This window comes from Streptomyces sp. NBC_01717 (assembly GCF_036248255.1).
Classification (GTDB): Bacteria; Actinomycetota; Actinomycetes; order Streptomycetales; family Streptomycetaceae; genus Streptomyces.
The window spans coordinates 18,923-40,003 of record NZ_CP109178.1 but is presented as its reverse complement, the minus strand read 5'-3'; the positions used below and the strand labels follow the sequence as shown (position 1 = coordinate 40,003).

14 protein-coding genes and 4 pseudogenes are annotated in these 21,081 nt (G+C 67.6%); 10 read left to right on the top strand and 8 right to left on the bottom strand.

The window, feature by feature from the left end:
• Positions 1-259: 259 nt before the first annotated feature.
• From OHB49_RS00190 to OHB49_RS00180, 3 genes are all read right to left on the bottom strand, one after another.
• The gene (locus OHB49_RS00190) at positions 260-493 is read right to left on the bottom strand and encodes a hypothetical protein (RefSeq protein ID WP_329156878.1); all 234 of its coding nucleotides are present in this window, start codon (positions 491-493) and stop codon (positions 260-262) included.
• 852 nt (positions 494-1,345) lie between these two features.
• Positions 1,346-2,191, bottom strand: coding sequence for an alpha/beta fold hydrolase (locus OHB49_RS00185; protein WP_329156877.1), 846 nt, complete (start codon positions 2,189-2,191; stop codon positions 1,346-1,348).
• 267 nt (positions 2,192-2,458) lie between these two features.
• Positions 2,459-3,148 carry an alpha/beta hydrolase gene (locus OHB49_RS00180; RefSeq protein ID WP_329156875.1) on the bottom strand — a complete coding sequence of 230 codons (690 nt, stop codon included), beginning with the start codon at positions 3,146-3,148 and terminating at the stop codon, positions 2,459-2,461.
• An 804-nt stretch (positions 3,149-3,952) separates the two neighbouring features.
• Here OHB49_RS00180 and OHB49_RS00175 point away from each other — a divergent pair.
• The 3 genes and pseudogenes from OHB49_RS00175 to OHB49_RS00165 form a co-directional block, all read left to right on the top strand.
• Entirely contained in the window at positions 3,953-4,405 is a 453-nt protein-coding gene (locus tag OHB49_RS00175; protein WP_329156873.1) for an SsgA family sporulation/cell division regulator, read from the top strand.
• Positions 4,406-5,482: 1,077 nt separating this feature from the next.
• On the top strand, positions 5,483-8,467 hold the full coding sequence (locus OHB49_RS00170; protein ID WP_329156872.1) for a CARDB domain-containing protein: 2,985 nt from the start codon (positions 5,483-5,485) through the stop codon (positions 8,465-8,467).
• A gap of 507 nt (positions 8,468-8,974) precedes the next feature.
• Positions 8,975-9,386 (top strand): annotated as a pseudogene (locus OHB49_RS00165) (dimethylarginine dimethylaminohydrolase family protein); the annotation flags it as partial.
• A 392-nt stretch (positions 9,387-9,778) separates the two neighbouring features.
• Here the strand turns inward: OHB49_RS00165 and OHB49_RS00160 are convergent.
• Positions 9,779-11,749, bottom strand: a complete 1,971-nt coding sequence (locus tag OHB49_RS00160; protein WP_329156870.1) for a discoidin domain-containing protein — start codon at positions 11,747-11,749, stop codon at positions 9,779-9,781.
• 230 nt (positions 11,750-11,979) lie between these two features.
• On the opposite strand from OHB49_RS00160, the pseudogene OHB49_RS45640 reads away from it, so the two are divergent.
• Positions 11,980-12,087 (top strand): annotated as a pseudogene (locus tag OHB49_RS45640) (alpha/beta hydrolase); the annotation flags it as partial.
• 211 nt (positions 12,088-12,298) lie between these two features.
• Here OHB49_RS45640 and OHB49_RS00150 read toward each other — a convergent pair.
• Positions 12,299-12,661, bottom strand: a pseudogene (locus tag OHB49_RS00150) (cyclase family protein); the annotation flags it as partial.
• Between OHB49_RS00150 and OHB49_RS00145 the strand changes: the two are divergent.
• From OHB49_RS00145 to OHB49_RS00135, 3 genes are all read left to right on the top strand, one after another.
• The gene (locus tag OHB49_RS00145) at positions 12,662-12,889 is read left to right on the top strand and encodes a hypothetical protein (RefSeq protein WP_329156868.1); all 228 of its coding nucleotides are present in this window, start codon (positions 12,662-12,664) and stop codon (positions 12,887-12,889) included. It abuts the pseudogene before it with no gap.
• A gap of 468 nt (positions 12,890-13,357) precedes the next feature.
• Complete coding sequence (locus OHB49_RS00140) at positions 13,358-14,287, top strand: transposase family protein (protein WP_329156865.1); 930 nt, start codon at positions 13,358-13,360, stop codon at positions 14,285-14,287.
• Between the two features lie 454 nt (positions 14,288-14,741).
• Complete coding sequence (locus tag OHB49_RS00135; RefSeq protein ID WP_329156864.1) at positions 14,742-15,980, top strand: IS110 family transposase; 1,239 nt, start codon at positions 14,742-14,744, stop codon at positions 15,978-15,980.
• A gap of 13 nt (positions 15,981-15,993) precedes the next feature.
• Here the strand turns inward: OHB49_RS00135 and OHB49_RS00130 are convergent, their stop codons facing one another.
• Together OHB49_RS00130 and OHB49_RS00125 are read right to left on the bottom strand one after the other, a co-directional pair.
• On the bottom strand, positions 15,994-16,539 hold the full coding sequence (locus OHB49_RS00130; protein WP_329156862.1) for an SMI1/KNR4 family protein: 546 nt from the start codon (positions 16,537-16,539) through the stop codon (positions 15,994-15,996).
• 511 nt (positions 16,540-17,050) lie between these two features.
• A complete protein-coding gene (locus tag OHB49_RS00125; RefSeq protein WP_329156861.1) occupies positions 17,051-17,269 on the bottom strand; it encodes a hypothetical protein in 219 nt (72 codons plus the stop codon).
• A gap of 115 nt (positions 17,270-17,384) precedes the next feature.
• Between OHB49_RS00125 and OHB49_RS00120 the strand changes: the two genes are divergently transcribed.
• A complete protein-coding gene (locus OHB49_RS00120) occupies positions 17,385-17,642 on the top strand; it encodes a hypothetical protein (RefSeq protein ID WP_329156860.1) in 258 nt (85 codons plus the stop codon).
• A gap of 8 nt (positions 17,643-17,650) precedes the next feature.
• A complete protein-coding gene (locus tag OHB49_RS00115; protein WP_329166279.1) occupies positions 17,651-18,019 on the top strand; it encodes a hypothetical protein in 369 nt (122 codons plus the stop codon).
• Between the two features lie 1,161 nt (positions 18,020-19,180).
• Here the strand turns inward: OHB49_RS00115 and OHB49_RS00110 are convergent.
• The gene (locus OHB49_RS00110; protein ID WP_329156858.1) at positions 19,181-20,161 is read right to left on the bottom strand and encodes a S1 family peptidase; all 981 of its coding nucleotides are present in this window, start codon (positions 20,159-20,161) and stop codon (positions 19,181-19,183) included.
• Positions 20,162-20,677: 516 nt separating this feature from the next.
• Between OHB49_RS00110 and OHB49_RS00105 the strand changes: the two are divergent.
• Positions 20,678-21,079: pseudogene (locus OHB49_RS00105) on the top strand (telomere-associated protein Tap); the annotation flags it as partial.
• Positions 21,080-21,081: the final 2 nt, after the last annotated feature.

The window sequence follows — 21,081 nt, the reverse complement described above, 5'->3', positions numbered from 1 at the left end:
CGGCTGGGACGCCGCCGTGCATGAGGGGAAGCGACCGGAATCGGCCGTCTCATGAGGTGACCCTAGCCTCGCGCTTTCACGTGGCGACCTGTGAGGAGTGCATCTGACCTGCAATGCCGGTGATTTAGGGAGTTTTCGCAACAGCCGTTTAGGCATTTCGTTTTTGCCTATCAACGCGGTGAGTCAATTTACCGGGCCACCAATGGACGCAAAGGGCATCAGAGCTCCTGCCCTGACGGACACCCAGCGTCACCACCGACTACGGGCCAGACCCGTTGATTGGACAGTCCCCCTCGCCCCAGGTGGCGTGGTGATAAGGGTCAGTCTTCTGCCACCTGTTGCCGCTCGGATGGCTGTACTGCTCGCGGCGGATGTCGATGTAGGTGCCGGCGAGGATGCGGTAGAGCCAGAGCTTTCGGTCTGCCCCGGGAAGCATCTCCCGAAAACCGATGTAGGCCCGCCCGAAAGTCTCCAGTTCCAGCTCTTCTGCCACGGCCGGGCTTCCCGTCATGCACACCGCGGCGCGATACATCGGGTCTAGGAGGGTCAGCACGTCCCGCTCGAAGCACCCATCTAGGTCGTTGGCGAAGTGCCGCGAGCCCCCTGGCCGCTCCCAGGAAAACGGTCTTCTTCGTTGCCGGTCCGGGGCGCAGGCTGGTCGGTCCAGCTGTAGGGATCCATGCTGCGTGCGGTGAGGGACGCTTCACTGACCCAGCGGTGGCCGCGGAACTCGGCGCTCGCATCGCCCTCATGCGGATCTCGTTCGTCTTCGGCGCCTCGGTACCGATGTCGTCCGGTGCCTGGACCGAGCGTTGAAATCCCACTCCGGGCAGTGTGCTGTAGGTGTGCGAACCAGTGAGGCAATTGCTGCTCCTCTAAAGGCATCCGCTGCTCGTGGCAGCCGATGTCTGACGACGGGCACAGGGTCTGTAGACGTTGAAAGCACCATGGGGAATGACCTGCTCACGGCGGCCGAACAGTCTGCGGACCGGGAACAACACATCCGGACCGTGGACCGTGGTAGTGGCAACGGGGTCGGTCACCGCAGCGGTGGCCGGGGTCTGGCCTCCTCCGCCACCGCATCCTCCGTCAGTGACCACCACGCACCGTTACCACGAGTAAGAGAACAGAGCCGAGGACCGTACAGGCTCCGTCGCCGGCATCGATCAGCGCCAAGGGTGTGGTGCATGTCCTGTGACACCGAGGCGTCAAGCGGCTGTGCAGGGGGGCAGCAGCGCGTACAGGCGTGGGGCCGGGTTTCCGGCCCCACGCCTGGCTGCTGACACCCGGTGAATCGGATGGCCCTGCCAGTTGCACCCGTCAGGGTCATGCCGCTCAGGGGTGGTCAGCGGGTGGCAGCGTCCGCCTGCTCGATGAGCTTGGTGGTGATGCCCGGGTGGCTGATGAAGACGACGTGGGAAGCCCCGGGGACCTCCACGACCTTCTTGGCGCCGGCCCGCTCGTACTCGAAGCGCTCGAGGGCCGGCGGGATCGCCTTGTCCGCCCCGGCGACGAGCCCGAAGGACGGGATGTCGTGCCAGGCGGCGGCCGTTGTCGACTCCTCGAACCCGGCAGCGGTGAACGGGCGCTGCGAGGCCTCCATCAAACGGGTGGTGGAGACCGGCAGGTCGCCGGCGAACGCACTGCGGAACTTGTCGGCCTTCAGGTACAGATCGGTTCCGGTCGTTCCGTCGGCGGTGGAGTACGGCACCGGGTTGATCGCGTCCGGGATCTCGCTGCCGGGGAACTTGCCCAGCAGGTCGCCCTGGAGTTCTCCCTTGTCGGGGACGAACGCGGCGACGTAGACGAGCGCCTTGACGTTCGGGTTGCCCGCCGCGGCGTTGGTGATGACGGTGCCACCGTAGGAGTGTCCGACCAGGACGATCGGGCCCTCGATCGACTTCAGGACGCTGGCGATGTAGGACGAGTCGTTGGCCACGCCGCGCAGCGGGTTGGCCGGGGCTACGACCCGATACCCATCGTCCTGCAGACGCTCACTGACACCGTTCCAGCCAGAGGCGTCCGCCCAGGCGCCGTGCACGAGCACAACGGTCGGCTTGGCGGCATCCGTGTGGAGCTGCAGGGGCGCCGGAGCAGCGGAAGCCGTCGACACCAGAACGGCAGCCGCCGCGGTGGCGGCGGCACCAGCGGCAATTATCCCGCGGCGCAGGGTCTTCTTCTTCTTATGCATGTACCAGGACCTTCTTCTCTTGTGGTGGTGGTGGCTCCGCCCAGCTCACGCAGCGACCAGCACTGCGCGGCGTGGACGTATGACATGCAGCCATAACGCGAATTCCATGAGGATTCGCGAGCGCTTCACGCGCATTCAGAATTGCGTGGCACGATTCCTGCTGTGAAGCAGGATTGATGCTCCTACCGCCTGCTGAGTGATCTCGGAACAAGAGGTAGGGGACGCTTCGGACGATGCCTTTGCTGGGCAGCGCCAGACTGTGACGGACTACGCCTGGTGGGTGGCAGCCCGCTTGATCAGATCCGCCACAGCCTCCGGCTGGGAGACGTAGATGGCGTGGCTTCCGGGGACCTCTTGCACGGTGGCTCCGGCCCGCTCGGCCATCGCCCGCTGCGCAGGCGGAGGAATCATCCTGTCGTCACCCGGCACGAGGTACCAGCTCGGCTTGGCGCGCCAGGCAGCCTCGGTGACCACGCCGCCGAGCGCATCCACGCCCCAGGGCACCTGGGAGTCGGCCATGAACTGGGCCTCCTCGGGTGCTACATCCCCCGCGAACGTGGCAGCGAACTTCTCACGGTCCAGGAAGAGGAAACCGTCACGGGGCGGCAGGATCGGGGGAACGGGGGCCCCGGGCAGCGGGTCGGCGAGGAGAGTGTTGACCGACTCGCCCTTGTCCGGCGCGAAGGCGGCGATGTAGACGAGCGCCGCAACACTCTCGTGACGGCCGGCCTCGGTGATCACGGCCCCGCCGTAGGAGTGGCCAACCAGCACAACCGGCCCGTCCTGGACATCGAGGACCTGGTGAGTGGCTGTGACGTCACCCTCGAGGGTGTGAGTCGGGTTCTGTACAACGCTGACGTTGAAGCCGTCACGGGTAAGGATGTGGTAGACCGGCTGCCAGCCGGAACCATCAACGAACCCTCCATGCACGAGAACGATGTTCTTCACTGTGCTCATGTGATCGCTCCTGTTGTGTCTCGGACGCCTTCCGAGTACGACTCACGGTAAGCAGCGCTGACCGTCACAAGCATCGACCAAATGACCTAACTACTGCATGAGATGAGGTGCCCAGCAGCGTCGCTATGACCGGCTGGCGCTGACGACGCCCTGGACTCGGCTGTCCCGCCTGTACAAGCACGCAGGTGACGCACGCTGGCGGCAAGGCCCGAGCGCAGCCGCGGCCCTGGTCATTGGACCTGTCCTGCCCGTCTCGTACTGTCCAGCGCATGGCCTTGCAAACCGTCCTGTAATTACGTAGTGACGCTTCGTCAGTACCGTCGCCACCGCCCGGTCTGTGCGTGGGCTGTCCTGCGGCCGCGACACTCAAGCGCAGCGCTGGCGGCGCACCCTTCCCATGTTCCCGCTGCCCGCCCCCAGAACCACCAGGTCGTAGTGCCGCACACCCGTCCACCTTCCGCCGGTGCAACGCCCGGCCTCTCCAGGCCCGGCTCTCGGGCGTTCGCGAGCCTTGTTCGTCGCTGCCCACCTGACGGCGCTCTCCGTCAACGTCTTTTGACGTCTTATCACGCAAATTTGACTATAAACGGGCAAACCAGGCGCGACACCGGTCCGGACTCGTCGCCCGCGCCTACGTCGATTCCGTCGCTGCGGTCCCGGCCGGACGTCCTGCGGCTTGGCCGGCTGCCGGGGCATCGGCAAACGTCAAAGCGGAACAAGCTCAGTCAGGTGACCGATGTGCCTGAGGTGTCCGGTGGACGACCGTGGGCCTAAGAGGAGACCTCACGGAAGGGCACGTCTCTTATGACCGAAAATCAGCACGACCCGCGGGCTCGGCAGTTTGGGCGCCAGGGCGTGGCGCCGCTGTCGTTGGACATCTACCAGCTCTGGAGTTCGTTCCGGAGACCGATACAGGCAGACTTTCGCTTCGATCCCGACGACCCCCTCGTTGTGACTGTCGCCTTTTTGCCGAAGGACGAGCCACCCGTCATGTGGCGTGTCTGCCGCCAACTTCTCTACTCGGGCCTTGTAGAGAACAGCGGGATCGGCGATGTGCAAGTGTGGCCAGTGCGCATCAGGCAGCGGTGGGTGGTGCGCATACGCTTGCAGGCCCGCGGAATGTCGGCCCTCTTTGAGGCGGACCGCCAATGTCTGGAGGATTGGCTACACGACACCGACGCGGCTGTCCCCATGGGTGAGGAACTGAACAGCCTGGATTGGGATGCCGCGACCTCGTACCTGCTCGGTGGCTCGTGAGAAGCATCCAAGGAACATCGGCGGCCAAGTAGGTAACCAAGCGCGACCACCGGGCCTGGCGCACATCAGTCATGTGACCGTGTGCCACGCGGGTCACCTCCGACGATGGCACCCGACCTGACACAGTGACCACAGTCAGTGACTGATGTGCCCACCGTAACCCCACCAACGACTGTGCATTGCGCCCGGCAGCTGTCGTTGACCAGCCCACATGGTCCTCGTGCAGGTGGGTCAGGACGACAGCCGCCCTTGTTCCCCCAGGGCCGCTACCTCGTCCAGCACGCAGAGACAGCTGCCCTTGATCGGTCGGACCAGGTGTGGCAATGGGTCGTCGAACCCGGGACAGCTCGACGAGGTGCACGGGGAGCATCGGCTGATGCCGGGGGCCTGCCTCCCACGCCGGACACACATCCGGCCACCAGTCCGTTCTTGTCGAACAGCCCGGCGGCCGGGACGTCGTTGTCACCGGCGACGCACTGGTGCACGACATCCAGTTGGCAATCCGGCCGTCGAAAACTACGCCCACGAGCGCGACCCAGACACCGCCCGCGCCTCCCGCGAGGCCCTGCTGGCACCCGCCCATCTGCCCCGGGCGTTCGTCGAACCGTAGAACGTCCGGGTGTCGCCGCGGACCACGGCGTGATCGCGCCGCCCGCGCCGTGGCCGCGGTCGTACCGTGCCCGGGAGACGGCGTTCGTACCCCCGGTCAGGGACCGCAGGAGGGTGTGGCCACCTGTTCGGCGGCAGGCCAGTGTCCCGCAGGCATCAGCGCGGCTCAAGCCTGGGTGACCAGCCACCCGCGCACGATGGAGGCCCCAGGGCGCTGAACTGCCGCGTTGTGCAGGGACGGTTGGCCGCCGTGTGAGGAGCGTTGACAATCTCATGACCTCTGGTAAGTCTGTGATGCTGCATGCGCAAAACATCAACTGAATCTCTCAAAATACGTCGCACGCTCACGCGATCTCTCCCGGCGACTGAATTGAGTCGCCCGCGCGACGCTCTCCCGCTCCTCCCGCAGCGGTGTGCCGACATGGCGCACCGTCGGCAACCCCCAGCCCCCGTGGAACAGAGGACGCCATGAGATGGAAGCAACACGGCCGACAGCTGATCACCGCCGCACTCAGCGCCGGACTGATAGCGGTCGGGCTCCTGCCCGTCACTGCCGGCGCAGCCACCGCACAGCCCTTGGCCGAGGCGGCTAACCTCGCGCTAAGTAAGCCGATCGAGGCGTCCTCGTCGACGCAGAACTACTTCGCCACGAACGCCAACGACAACAGCACGAGCACCTATTGGGAGTCGAGCGGCCATCCGTCGACGCTGACGGTGAAACTCGGCGCCAATGCCGATCTGGAGTCGATCGTGGTCAAGCTCAATCCCGACGCGATCTGGTCGACGCGCACGCAGAGCATCGAAGTGCTCGGGCGTGAGCAGTCCGCCGACAACTTCACTTCGCTGAAGGCTCGGGCGGACTACACGTTCAACCCCTCGGGTAACCAGAACACCGTGACGATCCCGGTCACCGGCCGCTACGCCGACGTACAGCTGAAGATCTTCAGCAACAGCTCCGGGTACGGCGGCCAGGTCGCGGAGTTCCAGGTCATGGGCACCGCGGCACCCAACCCTGACCTGACCCTCGCCGACCTCTCCTGGGATCCCCCACAGCCCACCGAGAGCGACGAGATCAGGATGAACGCCATCGTCAGCAACATCGGTTCGGCGGCCGCGGCCGCGACGACCGTGAACGTCAGCCTGGACGGAACGGTCGCGGGCAGCGCCCCGGTGCCCGCGCTCGGCGCCAGCGAGTCGGCGACCGTGCCGGTCACCATCGGCAAGCGGGCGCAGGGCAGGTACACCGTCTCTGCGGTGGTCGACCCGACGGACACGATCTCCGAGCAGGACAACAGCAACAACAGTCGCACCGCAGACGCGGAGCTGACCGTCGGCCAGAGCCCGGGCCCCGACCTGGAAGTCACCGGTATCACCTCCAACCCGGCCAACCCTGCCGTCGGGTCGAACGTCACGTTCACGGTGAGGGTCCACAACCGCGGCACCAGCACGGTGGGCGCCGGTTCGGTCACACGCCTGACGGTAGGCAGCACCACCTTGAGCGGCACCGCTCCCGCGGTCCCCGCCACCGAGACAGCCACCGTCGACATCAGCGGCAGCTGGACCGCGACCAGCGGCGGGGCGACGCTCACCGCGACCGCCGACGCCGCCGACGTCGTGGACGAGACGAACGAGGACAACAACGTGTTCGCACGCTCCATCGTGGTCGGGCGCGGGGCGGCCGTGCCGTATGTCGAGTACGAGGCGGAGGACGCCAAGTACGAGGGCACGCTTCTCGAAGCCGACCCCGAGCGCACCTTCGGGCACACCAACTTCTCCACGGAGTCCTCGGGCCGCAAGTCAGTACGGCTCAACTCCACGGGCCAGTACGTGGAGGTCATCTCGACCAGCGCGTCCAACTCGATCGTCGTACGCAACTCTATCCCGGACGCGGCGGGCGGCGGCGGCAGGGAGGCCACCCTCAGTCTCTACGCGAATGGCACCTTCGTACAGAAAGTGACCCTGTCCTCCAAGCACAGCTGGTTGTACGGCAACACCGACGCTCCGGAGGGGCTGACCAACACCCCCGGCGGCGACGCACGGCGGCTCTTCGACGAGTCGCACGCGCTCCTTGCGCAGACGTACCCGGAGGGCACCAAGTTCCGGCTCCAGCGCGACGCCGGTGACGACGCCGCGTACTACATCGTCGATCTGATCGATCTGGAGCAGGTGGCACCGGCGGCGAGTAAACCGGCCGCGTGCACCTCGATCACCGAGTACGGCGCGATCCCGAACGACGGGATCGACGACGCCGGTGCCATCCAGCGGGCCGTGACCGCCGACCAGAACGGCACCATCGAGTGCGTGTGGATCCCAGCCGGACAGTGGCGGCAGGAGCAGAAGATCCTCACCGACGACCCGGAGGACCGGGGTCAGTTCAACCAGGTGGGCATCAGGGACGTCACGATCCGCGGCGCGGGCATGTGGCACTCCCAGCTGTACACGCTGACCCCACCGCACGAGGCGGGCGGCATCAACCACCCGCACGAGGGCAACTTCGGCTTCGATATCGACCACAACACCAAGATCTCCGACATCGCCATCTTCGGCTCGGGCACCATCCGCGGCGGCGACGGCAACCAGGAGGGCGGGGTCGGTCTCAACGGCCGGTTCGGAAAGGACACCAAGATCACGAATGTGTGGATCGAGCACGCCAACGTGGCCGCGTGGGTCGGCCGCGACTACGACAACATCCCGGCCCTGTGGGGCCCGGGCGACGGCGTGGAGTTCAGCGGCATGCGGATCCGCAACACCTACGCGGACGGCGTGAACTTCACCAACGGGACTCGCAATTCCGTGGTGTTCAACTCGTCGTTCCGCAACACCGGTGACGATGCGCTTGCGGTCTGGGCGAACAAGTACGTGAGGGACCAGTCGGTGGACATCGGTCACGACAACGTCTTCCGCAACAACACGGTCCAGCTGCCGTGGCGCGCCAACGGCATCGCGGTGTACGGCGGATACGGCAACAAGATCGAGAACAACCTGGTCTACGACACCATGAACTATCCCGGCATCATGCTCGCCACGGACCACGACCCGCTGCCCTTCTCCGGACAGACGCTGATCGCGAACAACGGCCTGTACCGCACGGGTGGGGCGTTCTGGGGAGAGGCACAAGAGTTCGGCGCCATCACCCTGTTCGCGTCGGGCCTGAACATCCCCGGCGTCACAATCCGCGACACCGACATCCACGACTCGACGTACGACGGCATCCAGTTCAAGTCGGGCGGGGGTGCCACACCGGACGTGAAGATCAATGATGTGAGGATCTCCAAGTCCAACAACGGCGCGGGCATCCGCGCCCACGGCGGAGCCCGCGGCAGCGCGACGCTCTCGAACGTGACGATCACCGACTCGACCGACGGCAGCATCCTAGTCGAGCCCGGCTCACAGTTCGTGATCAACGACGGGGCGACAACGCAGTCTTCCACCACCCGACGGGGCGGCGACTGACGGCCCCTGGGTTCCACCGGCACGCCGCCCGGTCCCCTCTCCGCGGGTCCGGGCGGCAACGCGCCGCAGAGAAGCATCGACGCACAACGGACTGAAACGACGACGTGTTCGGTGACGGGTTGGGCCGGCCCGAGGGCCCTGTCATTCCGGGGTCCTCGGGGCTGCCCGAATGGCACAGCAGCCCCGACTCCCACTGCGGCCGGAAGAGGGAACCTGCCGACGCCAGCGCTGCCGCACACAGGCCGGACGCGACGCGCGAGGACGTCTCCGCGACCTTAGGTCGTTCTACGAGGGTTTCCTGGACCGACCCGAGGACCTATTGGATGCGGAGGCCGACCTGGGATGTCGCGACCAATCGCGGCCTTCGACCTGGCCCGCCAACGTCTGGGCCGGCAATGGGGGCCTTTCCCCGCGATCGTGGACACGCTGATCATCGTGAAGATCCATAGGACAGGAGTTCCTGTTGGGGACGTCGAAGTACTCACCTGAGTTTCGGGCTGATGCCGTCGCGCTGTTCGGCGGTCGCACGAGGAGGCCGGTGAGCTGTTCGGGCACGAGGTGGTCGGGCTGACTCTGGTCAATCCCCGCTTCTACCACGTGGACACCGCGCTCGCCGTCCTCGACGACGACGAGATCATGTACTACCCGGCGGCCTTCTCCGCCGGCAGCCGGGCCCGTCTCGCGGAGCTCTACCCCGACGCGGTGCTCGCCACGGACCACGACGCCGAGGTGTTCGGCCTCAACGCGGTCTCCGACGGCGGGAACGTGGTCATGGCCGAGCAGGCCACCGGACTCGCCGCCCAGCTGCGGGAGAGGGGGGTACGTGCCCGTCGGCGTGGAGCTCTCCGAACTCCTGAAGTCCGGCGGCAGCGCCAAGTGCTGCACGCTCGAACTCCGGGCCGCGGACGCCGCGTCATGATCATCTACGACGGCCGGTGCTACTCCCCGGTCTCCCGTTCTGTGGATCTCAGAGCTCCTGATCAAGCATCTTGCTCACGGGCCTCAAGCCGGAGGCCTGGTAGAAGGCACGGGCCCCCTCGGTGAAGTCCCCTCGGTCGCCAGGCGTCGGAAGCCGGCGGCCCGTCCGACTTCGCGCACCGCATCCAGCAGGGCCGAGTCGACGCCGCTTCGCGAGGCAGGTGATCTGCCCACGGCGCTGAGCGGTGCACGGCGCGGACCCCTGGGGGCATGTCCCCGGGGTCGCGGGCGGGGCGGCCCCGGCGTGTGCCGGGACCGCGTGGCCGGGGAGAGCGTACGGCGGAGCGGAGGGCTCGGCGCGGTGGCGCCGGGCTCCGCGGGCCGTGGGGCCGGTCAGGTGCTGAAGATCTGCATCCCCGAGCACTGGCCGGCGGGCCAGCCGGTGTTGGCGGTGAAGTTCAGCCGCACGTAGCGGGTGGTGACCGAGGTGGGCAGGGTGAGGGTCGCGGTGTTGCCCGTCGCCGGGTCGAAGGTGCAGTTGGCCGAGGGCAGCAGGGTGGTGAAGGTGCCGACTTCGGTGCCGCCCAGCACCGTCAGGGTCTGGGTGCGGGTGCCCCAGGCTGTGGACGGCGGCAGGTTCAGGACCAGCCGGCGGATGCCGGTGGGGGCCTGGAGGTCCACCTGGAGCCACTGCGGGAAGGCGTTGTTCGCGCTCTCCCAGTAGCTGTTGGGGTCGCCGTCGGTGGCGTTTCCCGACCCGTGGACCTGGGTGTGGCTGCTCTCCGACGTGGGCTTGTGCAGCGCCAGATCGGTGGTGCCTGAGCCGGCGTCGGTGGTGACGGAGACCTGGTTCGAGGGCTGGGAGAGGTTCCCGGCCGCGTCGGTCGTCACCACCTCGAAGGTGTAGGCGGTGGACGGGCTCAGGTCCGTGACGGTGAAGGAGGTCCCGGTGGTGGTCCCGGCCTGGCTGCTGGTGGAGCCGCTGACCCGCATGATCCGGTATCCGGTGACCCCGACGTTGTCGCCGGCGGCGTTCCAGGCCAGCGCGACCGTGGTGTCGCTGTGGCCGGTGACCTGCAGCGACCCGGGCGCGGAGGGCGGGGTGATGTCGCCGCCGCCGGCCACCGGCGGGGTGGGCCGGATCGCGGTCAGGGCGATCTGGCCCTTGAGCATCCGGCCGCCGTCGCCGGTCAGCCGCAGGTAGTAGTCGGAGGAGCAGAAGGTGCCGTCCTCGTCGAGGGCGAGGAACCCGGAGTCGGTGGGCACCGAGGCCTGTGTCTCGGCGGTCTTGGCGATCTGGTTGCCCTCGTTGTACTCGTCGAACATCGAGATGTAGATGCCCTGCACCCCGGCCCGGCACATGTTGTAGAACTGCCGCCACATGAAGTCGCCGTGCGCCCGCTGTCGGCCCGAGACGTCGCCGGGCAGCACGCACGGCTGGTAGTCCATGCCGTGCGCGACGCAGTCCGCCTCGTCGCCGACGGTGTAGGTGTTGTAGGCGTTGTCGGACTCCGCGGCACTGCCGATCGCGCCCACCATCCACGGCGAGATCATGTTGAAGGCGTGGTACACGTCCATGTACCCGGTCTTGGTGCCCGCGCCGCCGGTCCGCCACTCGCGCGGCACTCCGCCGATGACGTAACAGCCCTGCCCCTTGAACCAGTTGATCACGTCCAGGCAGGCATCGACCGAGAACGGGTGGTTGTCGTCGTTGAAGCCGAAGCCCCAGATGCACACCACCGGCTTGCCGTTCTGCCGCGCGTATGCCGACGAGGAGGTGTGCGCCGACATCTTGGTGGTCCAGTCCGTCTTGATCTCGGACTGCATGTTCCACCAGTTGGAGACGTCGTACATGATGTAGAACTTCACGCCGTGCGACTCGGCGGAGCTGCGGACCTTCGCCGCCATCCCGTCGCGCGTGGGCCCCTCCTGGCCGCTGGGGTCGAACCGCTGCAGTGCCGCGGTGTCGATGGCGTTCTGCTGCATCCAGGAGAAGTGCAGGTCCACGGTCTGCTGGTCGTACGAGGAGAACAGCGTGGCCGGCTGGCCGTTGCCCAGGTTCGCGTACGCCGTCGGGTAACCGTGGGTGTACTCGCGCATGTCCGGCCAGCACGTGATGCCGGTGTTGGACCGGGACGGCGGCTGGCCCCAATTCTGGCTCCAGTGCCACCAGCCGTCGATCGGGGCGCTGTCGCCGATACACGCGAACCAGCCCTGGTAGCCGACGGTGACCTTGCCGACCACGTCGCCGGGTGGACTGGCGGCGCCGGCCGGCGCCGCCAGCGCGGTCTCTGCGGCCCCGATCCCGCCCGCGGCGGTGGCCGCGATCGCGGCCTGCAGGAAGACCCTGCGCGTGACACCCATCTGGACTCCTCCGGTCGGCTGTCAACTACCGCCGCTCCGCGGCTGATTGGCCATCCGTAGCGACTGGAAGCCTGGTGCCGGGGAGCGTAACGACACGGTTATGGTTCCGCAATACATCGTGCATCGAACGAAATAATTGACGGGAAATGCGCAAGACGCGACCTACGGGGGTCCTGGGAAGTCCAACGGCATGGGGTTGTTTCCGTAACCGGGGCAGCGGCCATAGCGGCGCCGACAACCTGAGCGGGCAGGCCCCACTCGTGGTGGCACCCACCCACGGCCCGGTGGCCGATCACGGCCGCCGCTACGCCGAACGACTGCGAGCAGCCGGGACGACGCCCGCGCGGGCGGCGATCCTAGAGTTCCTCGAAGAGCCCCTCACCGCGTGACCGCATCAGGTGCAGGCGACTCGGGAGGCTGCACCGACCTTGGTCTCGGCTGGTGGAGCTGGGAAAACCGAGACGGTGGTGTGGGAGGCCTTCGTTGTCCTTCGGTCTCAGTCCTGCGGGGAGACCGGGTGCAGGGGCGGTAGAGCTCGAGACTGCTGGGGACGGGGGAGCCGACCGCTGCGGTGATGGGGAGGGGTGAGGCGGCGAGCATGAACTCATACCGTCCGTCCTGCGCGCAGGCGGTGGCGAGGGCGTCGAGGTCGAACATCTCGCCGAACGCCAGACCCATGTGGACTTGGGCGATGAGGTGCAGCGGCTGGAAGGCGTCGATCTCGTTGGGCCGGACCTCCACTCCCCAGGTGTCGGTGATGATCGCGGCGATCTCCCGCTGATGCAGCCAGGGGGCGGTGTGCAGGGACAGGCCGGGAGCGGGGCCGCCGGCGTAGTCGCCCCACTGGCCGCGCCGCACGCTCATCTGCCCGGTCCGCACCAGCAGCGCGTCGCCGGACTTCACGGTGCTGCCTTGCTGGATGAGGGCGTCGCCACGGGCTGCCCGTTGTTCCTGGTGGCGCCCGAGCCGCTCCAGCAGGTGGCGCGGCTGCTGGCCGCATGGGACGCGATCCGGGCCGAGACCAGCAGGCTGGCGCCCGCTGACGCCCGGCCCGTCGTCGCGGACATCCTCAGCAAGCGGCAGGCGCTCCCCAGCCAGTGGCTCGCTCTGTTGACCACCCGCCCGGTCGCCGCGGCGTAGTACGCGGCCCGCCACGGCGTACAGGGGGTTGGGTTTGCACGCAGGCGCGGAGCGGTTCACAGCCCTCGAGTCGGCCGAGCTCCAGCGACTGGTGTCGTTTACATCGACCGCGCGCGGCTCGCCCGGCAGCTCGCTGAGGAGCGGTGCCGACGTCGGCGCCTGGCCGAGTGCCTCGGCCGCATCGGCGGTTCGGCTGGCTCCCAGCGTCTGGGTAAGCCTGCTGCGGCGTACCCCGGATGGGGGTTGTACCCACAGTTGGCTGAATCGTTGTCTGCACAGGGGGATCCAAAGGTGCACCGGAGGTACTGCCGGAGGTGTGAGCCCCTCATTTGTGATCTCGAGCGTTTTGCCTGGTCAGCCCTCGTGGGCAAGCCCTTTTTGTACGCCGACACCTCTAATTCGTTACGGTGTTGTGTACGACAGCGGTTTCGGCTGGTCGGGAACGTGAGGAGAGCCGTACGGGTTGGGATGGTTGTGAAGCGATCCTTGGCCCGTACGGCTCTCTCGCATCGTATCTGCACGGGCATCTCGAGGCGTCGACTCGGGGCGCTCATCGCCGAGTTGGCCAGCCCGTGGATGGCGCGGGAAGAGTCCCGGCTGAGCGAACGCCGAGGCCATGAGCGGCTGCGCGCCGAGGGCGGCGGGCCCAGCCATCAACTGGTCTTCACCGACCGGGTGATCGCGACCCTGGTGATCCTGCGGTTCCAGCTTCCGCACGCCGCCCTCGCCGTCTTCTACGGCGTGGACCGCTCCACCGTCACGCGGGCCGTCCATGAGATCCGTCCGCTCCTGGCAGCACGGGGCTTCGCGGTCCCCGGCGAGACGGGACTGCGTCTGCACACGCTGGCCGATGTCTTCGCCTACGCCACCGCGAAGGGTGTCGAGCTGCGCCTGGACGGCACCGAGGTACGGGTGCGGCGTCCGAAGGCACACCGCCCCGGCCGGCGTGCGTTCGTGTCCGGCAAGATGCGGCAGAACACCAAGAAGGCCACCGTCATCACCGACGGACAGGGCCGCACTCTGTGGACCGGCGCGGTCCGGCCGGGCCGTATGCATGATCAGACGGCGGTCAAGACCGAGGGAATCGAGGCCCTCTTCGAGCAATACCCGCAGGTCAAGGCCAAGGTGGATGCCGGATACCGGGGCCTGGCCAAACGGTTTCCCGACCAGGTCCAGGCGCCGCCGAAGAAGCCCGCCAAGGACGCCTCGGCCCAGGAGATCACCGCCTGGCAGGAGGCCCGCAAGAAGCAATCCTCGGAGCGGATATGCGTCGAGCACGCCAACGCAGAGCACAAGCAGTGGAGGCCCCTCCAGCGGTACCTCGGCCGCCGCGAGTACTACACCGAGACCCATCTGGCCATCGCCGGCCTCGTCTCCGACCGCACCGCAGAGCGGTAATCACCCACCAGCCAACCCGCCAGACCAACACGCCCCAACCTCAGTCGCGCACGACACCGTTAGTAATTAGAGGTTCTGGATCTCTGAGGGGCCCGGGGCGGCGTTGTCCAGCCCAGGGCAGGACGTGTGTGGTCCGGTCGGTGCCGTGGTGACCCCTACGACACCTCCGACCGTGCGAGGTCTTTGTAAAGACTGGTGGCGCTGGGTGCCGGCCGGTCCTCGCACGTTCTGCCCCCGCGGACCCGTCAGGTTCGGGATCCTCGTTGGATGAGCTGCCGCACGGTGACGCGTTTCTCCTCACGAGCTTCGAGCTCTGGACACGGCGTGCGCCCGTGCGGCCTTGCGGCGCCGCGCACGGCTGATGAGGTGGCGGGCCTTGGAGCCCTGGAATTAGTGCGCCGTGCGGCCCCGCGTGCTCGTCTTCGAGAACGGCACCGGAGAAGGGGCGGGATCCATGGACGTGTTCTGCGGGATCGACTGGGCGGAGGGACACCACGACGTCGCGCTCGTCGACGACACCGGCAAGCTGCTGGCCAAGTGCCGCATCAACGACGACCTGGACGGCTACCGGCTGCTGCTCGACCTGCTGGCGGAACACGGCGACACCGCGGAGACGCCGATCCCGGTGGCCATCGAGACCAGCCGCGGCCTGCTGGTTGCCACGCTGAGGCAGGGCCCCCGCCAGATCTACGCGGTCAACCCGATGGCCGCCTCCCGCTACCGCGACCGGCACGGAGTCAGCCGCAAGAAGTCCGACCCGGGCGACGCCCTGGTGCTCGCGAACATCATCCGCACCGACGCGCCGGTGCACCGCCCGCTGCCCGCCGACACCGACCTGGCCCAAGCCGTCGCGGTCCTGGCACGCGCACAGCAGGACGCGGTCTGGAACCGCCAGCAGGTCGCCAACCAGCTCCGGTCCCTGCTCAGGGAGTACTTCCCGGCGATGATCGAGGCGTTCCGGGACAAGCCTGGAACACTGACCCGCCCCGATGCCCGCCGCATCCTCGCCGTCGCGCCCACGCCTGCCCTGGCGGCCAAGCTGCAGATGTGGAAGCTGACCGCCATGCTCCGGCGAGCCGGCCGCCGCCGAGGCATCGAAACGGACGCCGAACGAATCCAGCAGCTCTTCCGCCAGGAAGCCCCACGGCAGCTGCCCCTCGTCGAGGACGCCATGGGCAAGCAGGCACTGGCCCTGCTGCTGCAGCTGGACGCCGCCTGCCAGGCGGTCGATGACCTGGCGCAGGCCACAGAGGAAGCCTTCCGAACACACCCGGACGCGGAGATCATGCTGAGCTTCCCGGGGATCGGCCCCCAGGTCGGTGCCCGCATCCTGGGCGAGATCGGCGACGACAGGAGCCGGTTCGCCACGGCTGGAGGGCTGAAGGCTTACGCCGGATCGGCTCCGATCACGCGAGCCTCCGGCAAACGCCGCTACGTTGGGCGCCGGTTCGTCAAGAACAACCGGCTCAACCACGTCGGCCACCTGTGGGCCTTCGCTTCTCTCAGCGGTTCATCCGGTGCGGACTCACACTACCGGCGCCGCCGGGCGGGAGGAGACTGGCACATGCAGGCTCTGCGGCACTTGTTCAACCGGATGCTCGGCCAGCTTCACCACTGCCTCCAGGCCCGTGTCTCCTTCGACGAATCCATCGCCTTTCCCGTCATCCTGGGCAAGGAAATGACGAGCAGCTGACCCCTGGGATTGCCTACCAGTGCAACGTGACACTGCCGTCGGCGTTGATCTCCTCGCGCACTGTCTCGACGTGGTGCTTCCAGGCCGGTATCTCTGCTTCGGCGGTCGCACGGAGCCAGTCGGTGAAGGACGCGTAACTGCGGACGGGAACGTCTGCGTGCTCGCCTTCGGAGTATGACCAGACCTCGGGATCAGGTCCGGTGCCTCGCATGAAGTCGAACTGATAGCCCTGGTGCATGGAGAAGACGCGGTCGGTGGGCTCGAAGAGGAAGGGTGATTCGTTCTCTTCGAGCAGCTCGCGGGCAGCCGTCCCCAGGCCAAGGACGCGGGGGTGGTAGACGTCCTCCCCCTGCATGAAGCGCCCGGCGCCACCGCCGATCAGGGAAAGGAACTCTCGGTAGGCGTCTGCCATCGGCGCTTGTTGATCACGCTCGACAGCCAGGACGACCTCGGCTGGCAGGCTTTGAAGCTGGTCGGGGCGGGCTGTGGTGCCGTCGGTGATTGCATCGACTACGGCCCGGACCCGCTGCTTCGGCGTCAGCAGGCCGGGCTCATTCAATGGCTCCGGCTCCCGCTCCGTTGCTGGGCTCTTGTCGTGGCGTCGCTTCCACCGCATCTGGCACCCCCCGTCTCTGTGATCGAGAGCTTACGTAAGCCCCGATCCGGCCTCGATTCCGGGTACGGAACGGGCGCGGTCGCCGCCCTCGGCTTGACGGCTTAACTGCATGAGGTGTCTTTCTCCGCGTTAGACGGAGGAAGAGGCTTTGTTGTCTGACGGCCCGGCGCGGCCTGCTCGAGCTGCCGTCCCTTCCTCGCTGCTCGGTCCTCTCCTTCGAGCTCCAACCCCGGCGTGACTGTCGATCGGCCTCCGCCAGCTTCTCGACCGGACGCGTCCCTGGCGACGTCCGGCCGCTGCTGGCGCGCTTCGCCGCCGCTCCACTCTGCGCGGCGAATCGGGCACAACGATGGGCTGCTCCTGCCGCACTGGCTGCAGCCTCGCCGCCCCCGTCGGCGAGGCTGCTTTCTTGTTCGCCTCTGCCGAGCGAGCACCGAGGCCGTTTCGCTGGGGGTCAGATGTGGTTGTGGTCCAGGCCGTCGAAGCGGCTCAGCAGCGCCAGGCGGATGCTGGTGTGCTCGTGGTGGAGGTCGGCGAGCTCGCTGTCCAGGGTGCTCACGGTGCGGTCGACGCAGTTGCGCAGGCTCTCGATGGTGAGTCCGAAGGCAGTAGGTCGCGGATGACGCGGACCGACGAGCAGCGTTTCGTCAGCCGTTGCTTCATCGTCCGCCACAGGCTGGGCGGTGCCGGCCGCATCTTCACCCGTTCGGCAGGTAGCGGTCACCCACACCGGCGTGACGGGTACGGGTACGTACCCGTACGCTGGAGGAATGGGAAGGAGCACGACCATGTCCGATGCCAATGTCCGTATCCCCGAAGAGGCCAAGCACCGGCTCGCCGCGATCGCAGCCGCTGAGGGGCTGTCGCTGCGCGCCTATCTGGCTCGTCTGGCCGAGACGATGCTCACCCCGGCCGAGCGTGCCGAGCGTGCCGACAAGGCCCTCGCCGCACTGAAAGAGTGGAACGGCTACGCCCCCACCCCGGCCGAGCAGGACGACCTGGACAGCGAGCTGGACCGGCGCCTGGCCCAGGTGACGAGCCGGTGACCGACGCCATGCATATTGTCCTGGACGAAACGGCGATGGCTGCGGCCGGTCAGGGCAACGTCCTCGCGTCCCGTCTCATCCACCGGGCCCACGCCGAATCTGGCTGGTTCCTGTACGCCCCGGCGTGTGCGCTCGTCGAAGCCGACCGCGCACGACCAGGCACAGCCGAGCACCTTGCCGCACTGCCGGGTATCACCGTCCTGGACCTGGATCTGGCCGCGGCACTGGCCCTCGCCCGGCAGGAAACATGGGCTGCGGCCCACAGCCAGTACGCAGCGCAGCCCACACCCGACCGCCCCGACGGAGCGATCATCGCCACCACCGCCCCGAAGCGGTGGCAGGGCGAGCTCGTCCGCGTATTGGACCTCAACGCCTGATCCAGCGCCGCCGTGTGAACGGCGCCCCAAAGCGAGTTCTGCGGGCGGTGTCACCTTTGGGCGTGCACTGCTCGGTTGGGGGCGCTCGGAGGGCGGCCCCCAAAGTTCCGCCCGACGCCATAAGACCGTTTCGCGAGCGGCTGGATCGGCCTACGCTACGCAGATGCCGAAGGAGTCTCGCGAGACCAAGCGGGCAAGGAAGGCTGGGCTGGTGAGGTCCCCGCCTACATTCGGTTGCAGAGCGTGGCCGGCCACGAGCCTGCGTTGCTCAAGTTGCGGCACAGGGTAGTTCAGGTTCCACCACCCGAGCAGCCTGCCACGGCGCTGATCCCCCCGACGGATGCCCCGCTTCGATCGCGGGATCGGGAACACCACGCGGACAACGCACAGCCGGTCTGGGTGAAGGATGGACCTGATGCCCAAGATGACTAGCGGTTCGGCCCGTTCGTGGCATCCGGGTATGACTACAGCCTCGAAGGAGGACATCCAGCACATGCGGCCGAAGCAGCGGAACAAGTACCGCCGGCTCGGCTTTACATGGGCAGAGATCAAAAAAATCGATCGTGCTATCGGCCGCGGAGAGGGCGTCCTCACTCCCAAGACCACTGCTGGGCGAGGTCACGCTCGCTCTGCCTCCGAGTTCTTGAGGCGCTGCCCGCACGCCGGGCTTCACCTCCGTCCCTTCTTCCAGCCGTTCTACGTGGGCCCTGGGACCGTCACAGAGCGCTTGCCGGCCCTTATGCTGCGCCAGAACGCAACGCCCCGGTGAAGCCCCCTGGGACGAGTCCGATCAACGAGAACGCGCCGCCGTTGCCACCGCCAGGAACTCCACGCCGGTCATCTGCGGATGGGCGTGGTGAGTGGGACTCGCTGTCGAGGCATGGACCCGAACCGTGGTGGGTTTCTCAAGGAGTCACCACGGCCGGTCGGCGGTGCGGCTGGCGAAGGTCGCCCGCCTGCCGGTCGTGGGTACCGTGGCTCTCCGGCGGGCGGTGACACGGCGCCGTTCCGGGAGCTTCAGGGAGCTGGCGCCATACAGGGTCGGCCTGGGCGCTGCGGACTCACTCTCCTTGCCGGGTGGGGTGCCTGGGCTGCGACGCGCGAGCGGGCGGCGTGTGCGTCACCTGGTTGGCCCGCAGCCGACTCGTCTGCTGGTGTCGATCATGTGCGTCCTCCGGTCGTTGTCACCCGGCCGTCCCACGGTACCGATCGCCACATCCACATTGCGAAGAAGGCGGTGGTCATGCCCCTGCCGCTCCGGTCGGGTCTGGGCCAGGAGTGGAGCAACTCGGTCATCAGGCGGGTCTTGCCGATGCCGCCCATGCCGGTGATAGCGGTGATGTCCGTGGAGCGGCTGGTGCGGCACCATGCGTCGAGCGTGTCGAGCTGTCCGGTCATGCCAGACAAGGGGACGACGGCCGAGCGTGCGTGGAGCAGGTAGGGGGAGGAGAGTTGCGGGTCGGGCACGTCGGTGAACAGCACACTCAGCTCGGCGGGCTGTAGTTGTGGCGCCATTCCCGTCACGGAGGTGATCGCGTCGGTGAAGCCGGGTGAGGCGAACAGCCGGGCGGCCGGCATCACGTACAGCAGGCCGCCCTGCCAGTGGTCCGAGGCGAAGGTCGCGACTCCCACGAGCATGTCGTGGCAGAACGCTCCGGCCCCGGACATGCCCCGCCACAGTTCGGCTGAGCCGGTGGACGCATCGCTCAGTTCGAAGCCGTAGTGCCCTCCGCGGGATCCCGTGGCGGGCTTCATGTGCCCATCAACGGTTTTCACATCGGGGACGAACGTCTGAGGGGCATCGGGCAGCTTCCGGCGCATGGCCCGCGGGAAGCCGGCCATCGTGCACATCGGACGCGCGGCCGGGTAATTGCAGGTCAGCTCTCCCCAGCGGGCGACAGCGAGGCCCGTGCCGACCACGGACCGGTCCGTCACCAGCAGGACGACGTCCAATGCCGCATCCGCCCAGACGACCTCGGCCTCCGCTATCCGGCCGGCCTTGTCCCGGACGGTGACGGGCTGCATGTCCCCACCCGGGCAGGCGACATGGTGCGCGGTCAGCACGGCTCCGGGCGCGACCAGGCAGCCCGACCCGAACATCGAGACACGCGGATTGATGACTTCGACGGTCCGCTGCTCCACCGGTACGCCAGCCCTGCCGTTACATGCCTGCAGGAGGAGCGGGGACGGTCCAGGCATTCGATCGCTCGGGGACGGCCCTTGACGAGTCGGCTAGAACGGGGCACCACGAAGCCCTCGGAGGGATGTGACGGCCGTCTCCGAGGGCTTCGACTCAGCTTCTCCAAGGAGGGATGGAGAGACCTCGCCTCACTGTCCCGTACGGAGCCGTTGATGGTTGGGAGCCGCTCCGATCCGGTCTTGCGCTGATCCGAGGGCACCTGTTGGCGCGGGCCCACGGTCCGTGGGGGAGCGTGGGCCCGCTTTTGTGCGTTCTGGGCTGGCTCGGCGCTCGGGACCCGCATCCGGACCTCGGCCGACGGGCCCACGATCTCATCCTCATTGACGCGCGGCCGTGGGCGACAGTAGGTGAGCAGGCACGACGATCAAGGGGGCGGTATGAAGACAACCGGCTATCAGCGCACCCGGGCCCGTGTGGTCCGAGCGGGCGACGTCGCGTCGTACCTGTCCATCGAGGCCCCGGACGAGGTCCTGGTGGAGGAAGCGTACGACTGGGCTCGCACGCTCACCGATGACGAGTGCCTCAAGCGCTACCTGGTGAGCATCGACGTGAACATGGCCTTCGCCGCGGCCGCGAACGGCACGATCGTCGGCCTCGGTGTACCGGTCTACGTCGAGAGCCCGGTGTTCGACCCGAAGGTGCACGGCTCGTGGCTGGTGGACTTCTCGCACGTGGAGACGGACGAGCGGCTGCCGTCGCCGTTCACGCCGAAGGGCAACCGGTCGCAGGGACCGGCCTGGCACGTGACGCCGACCATGGCGTGCGCGGTGGGGCTCGGCCACACCGTGGCGCCGATCGAGGCGCACCTGCGGCCGGAGAGCGGCCGTTTCCTGGACGGCTGGTACAGGCTGTCCACCGACCC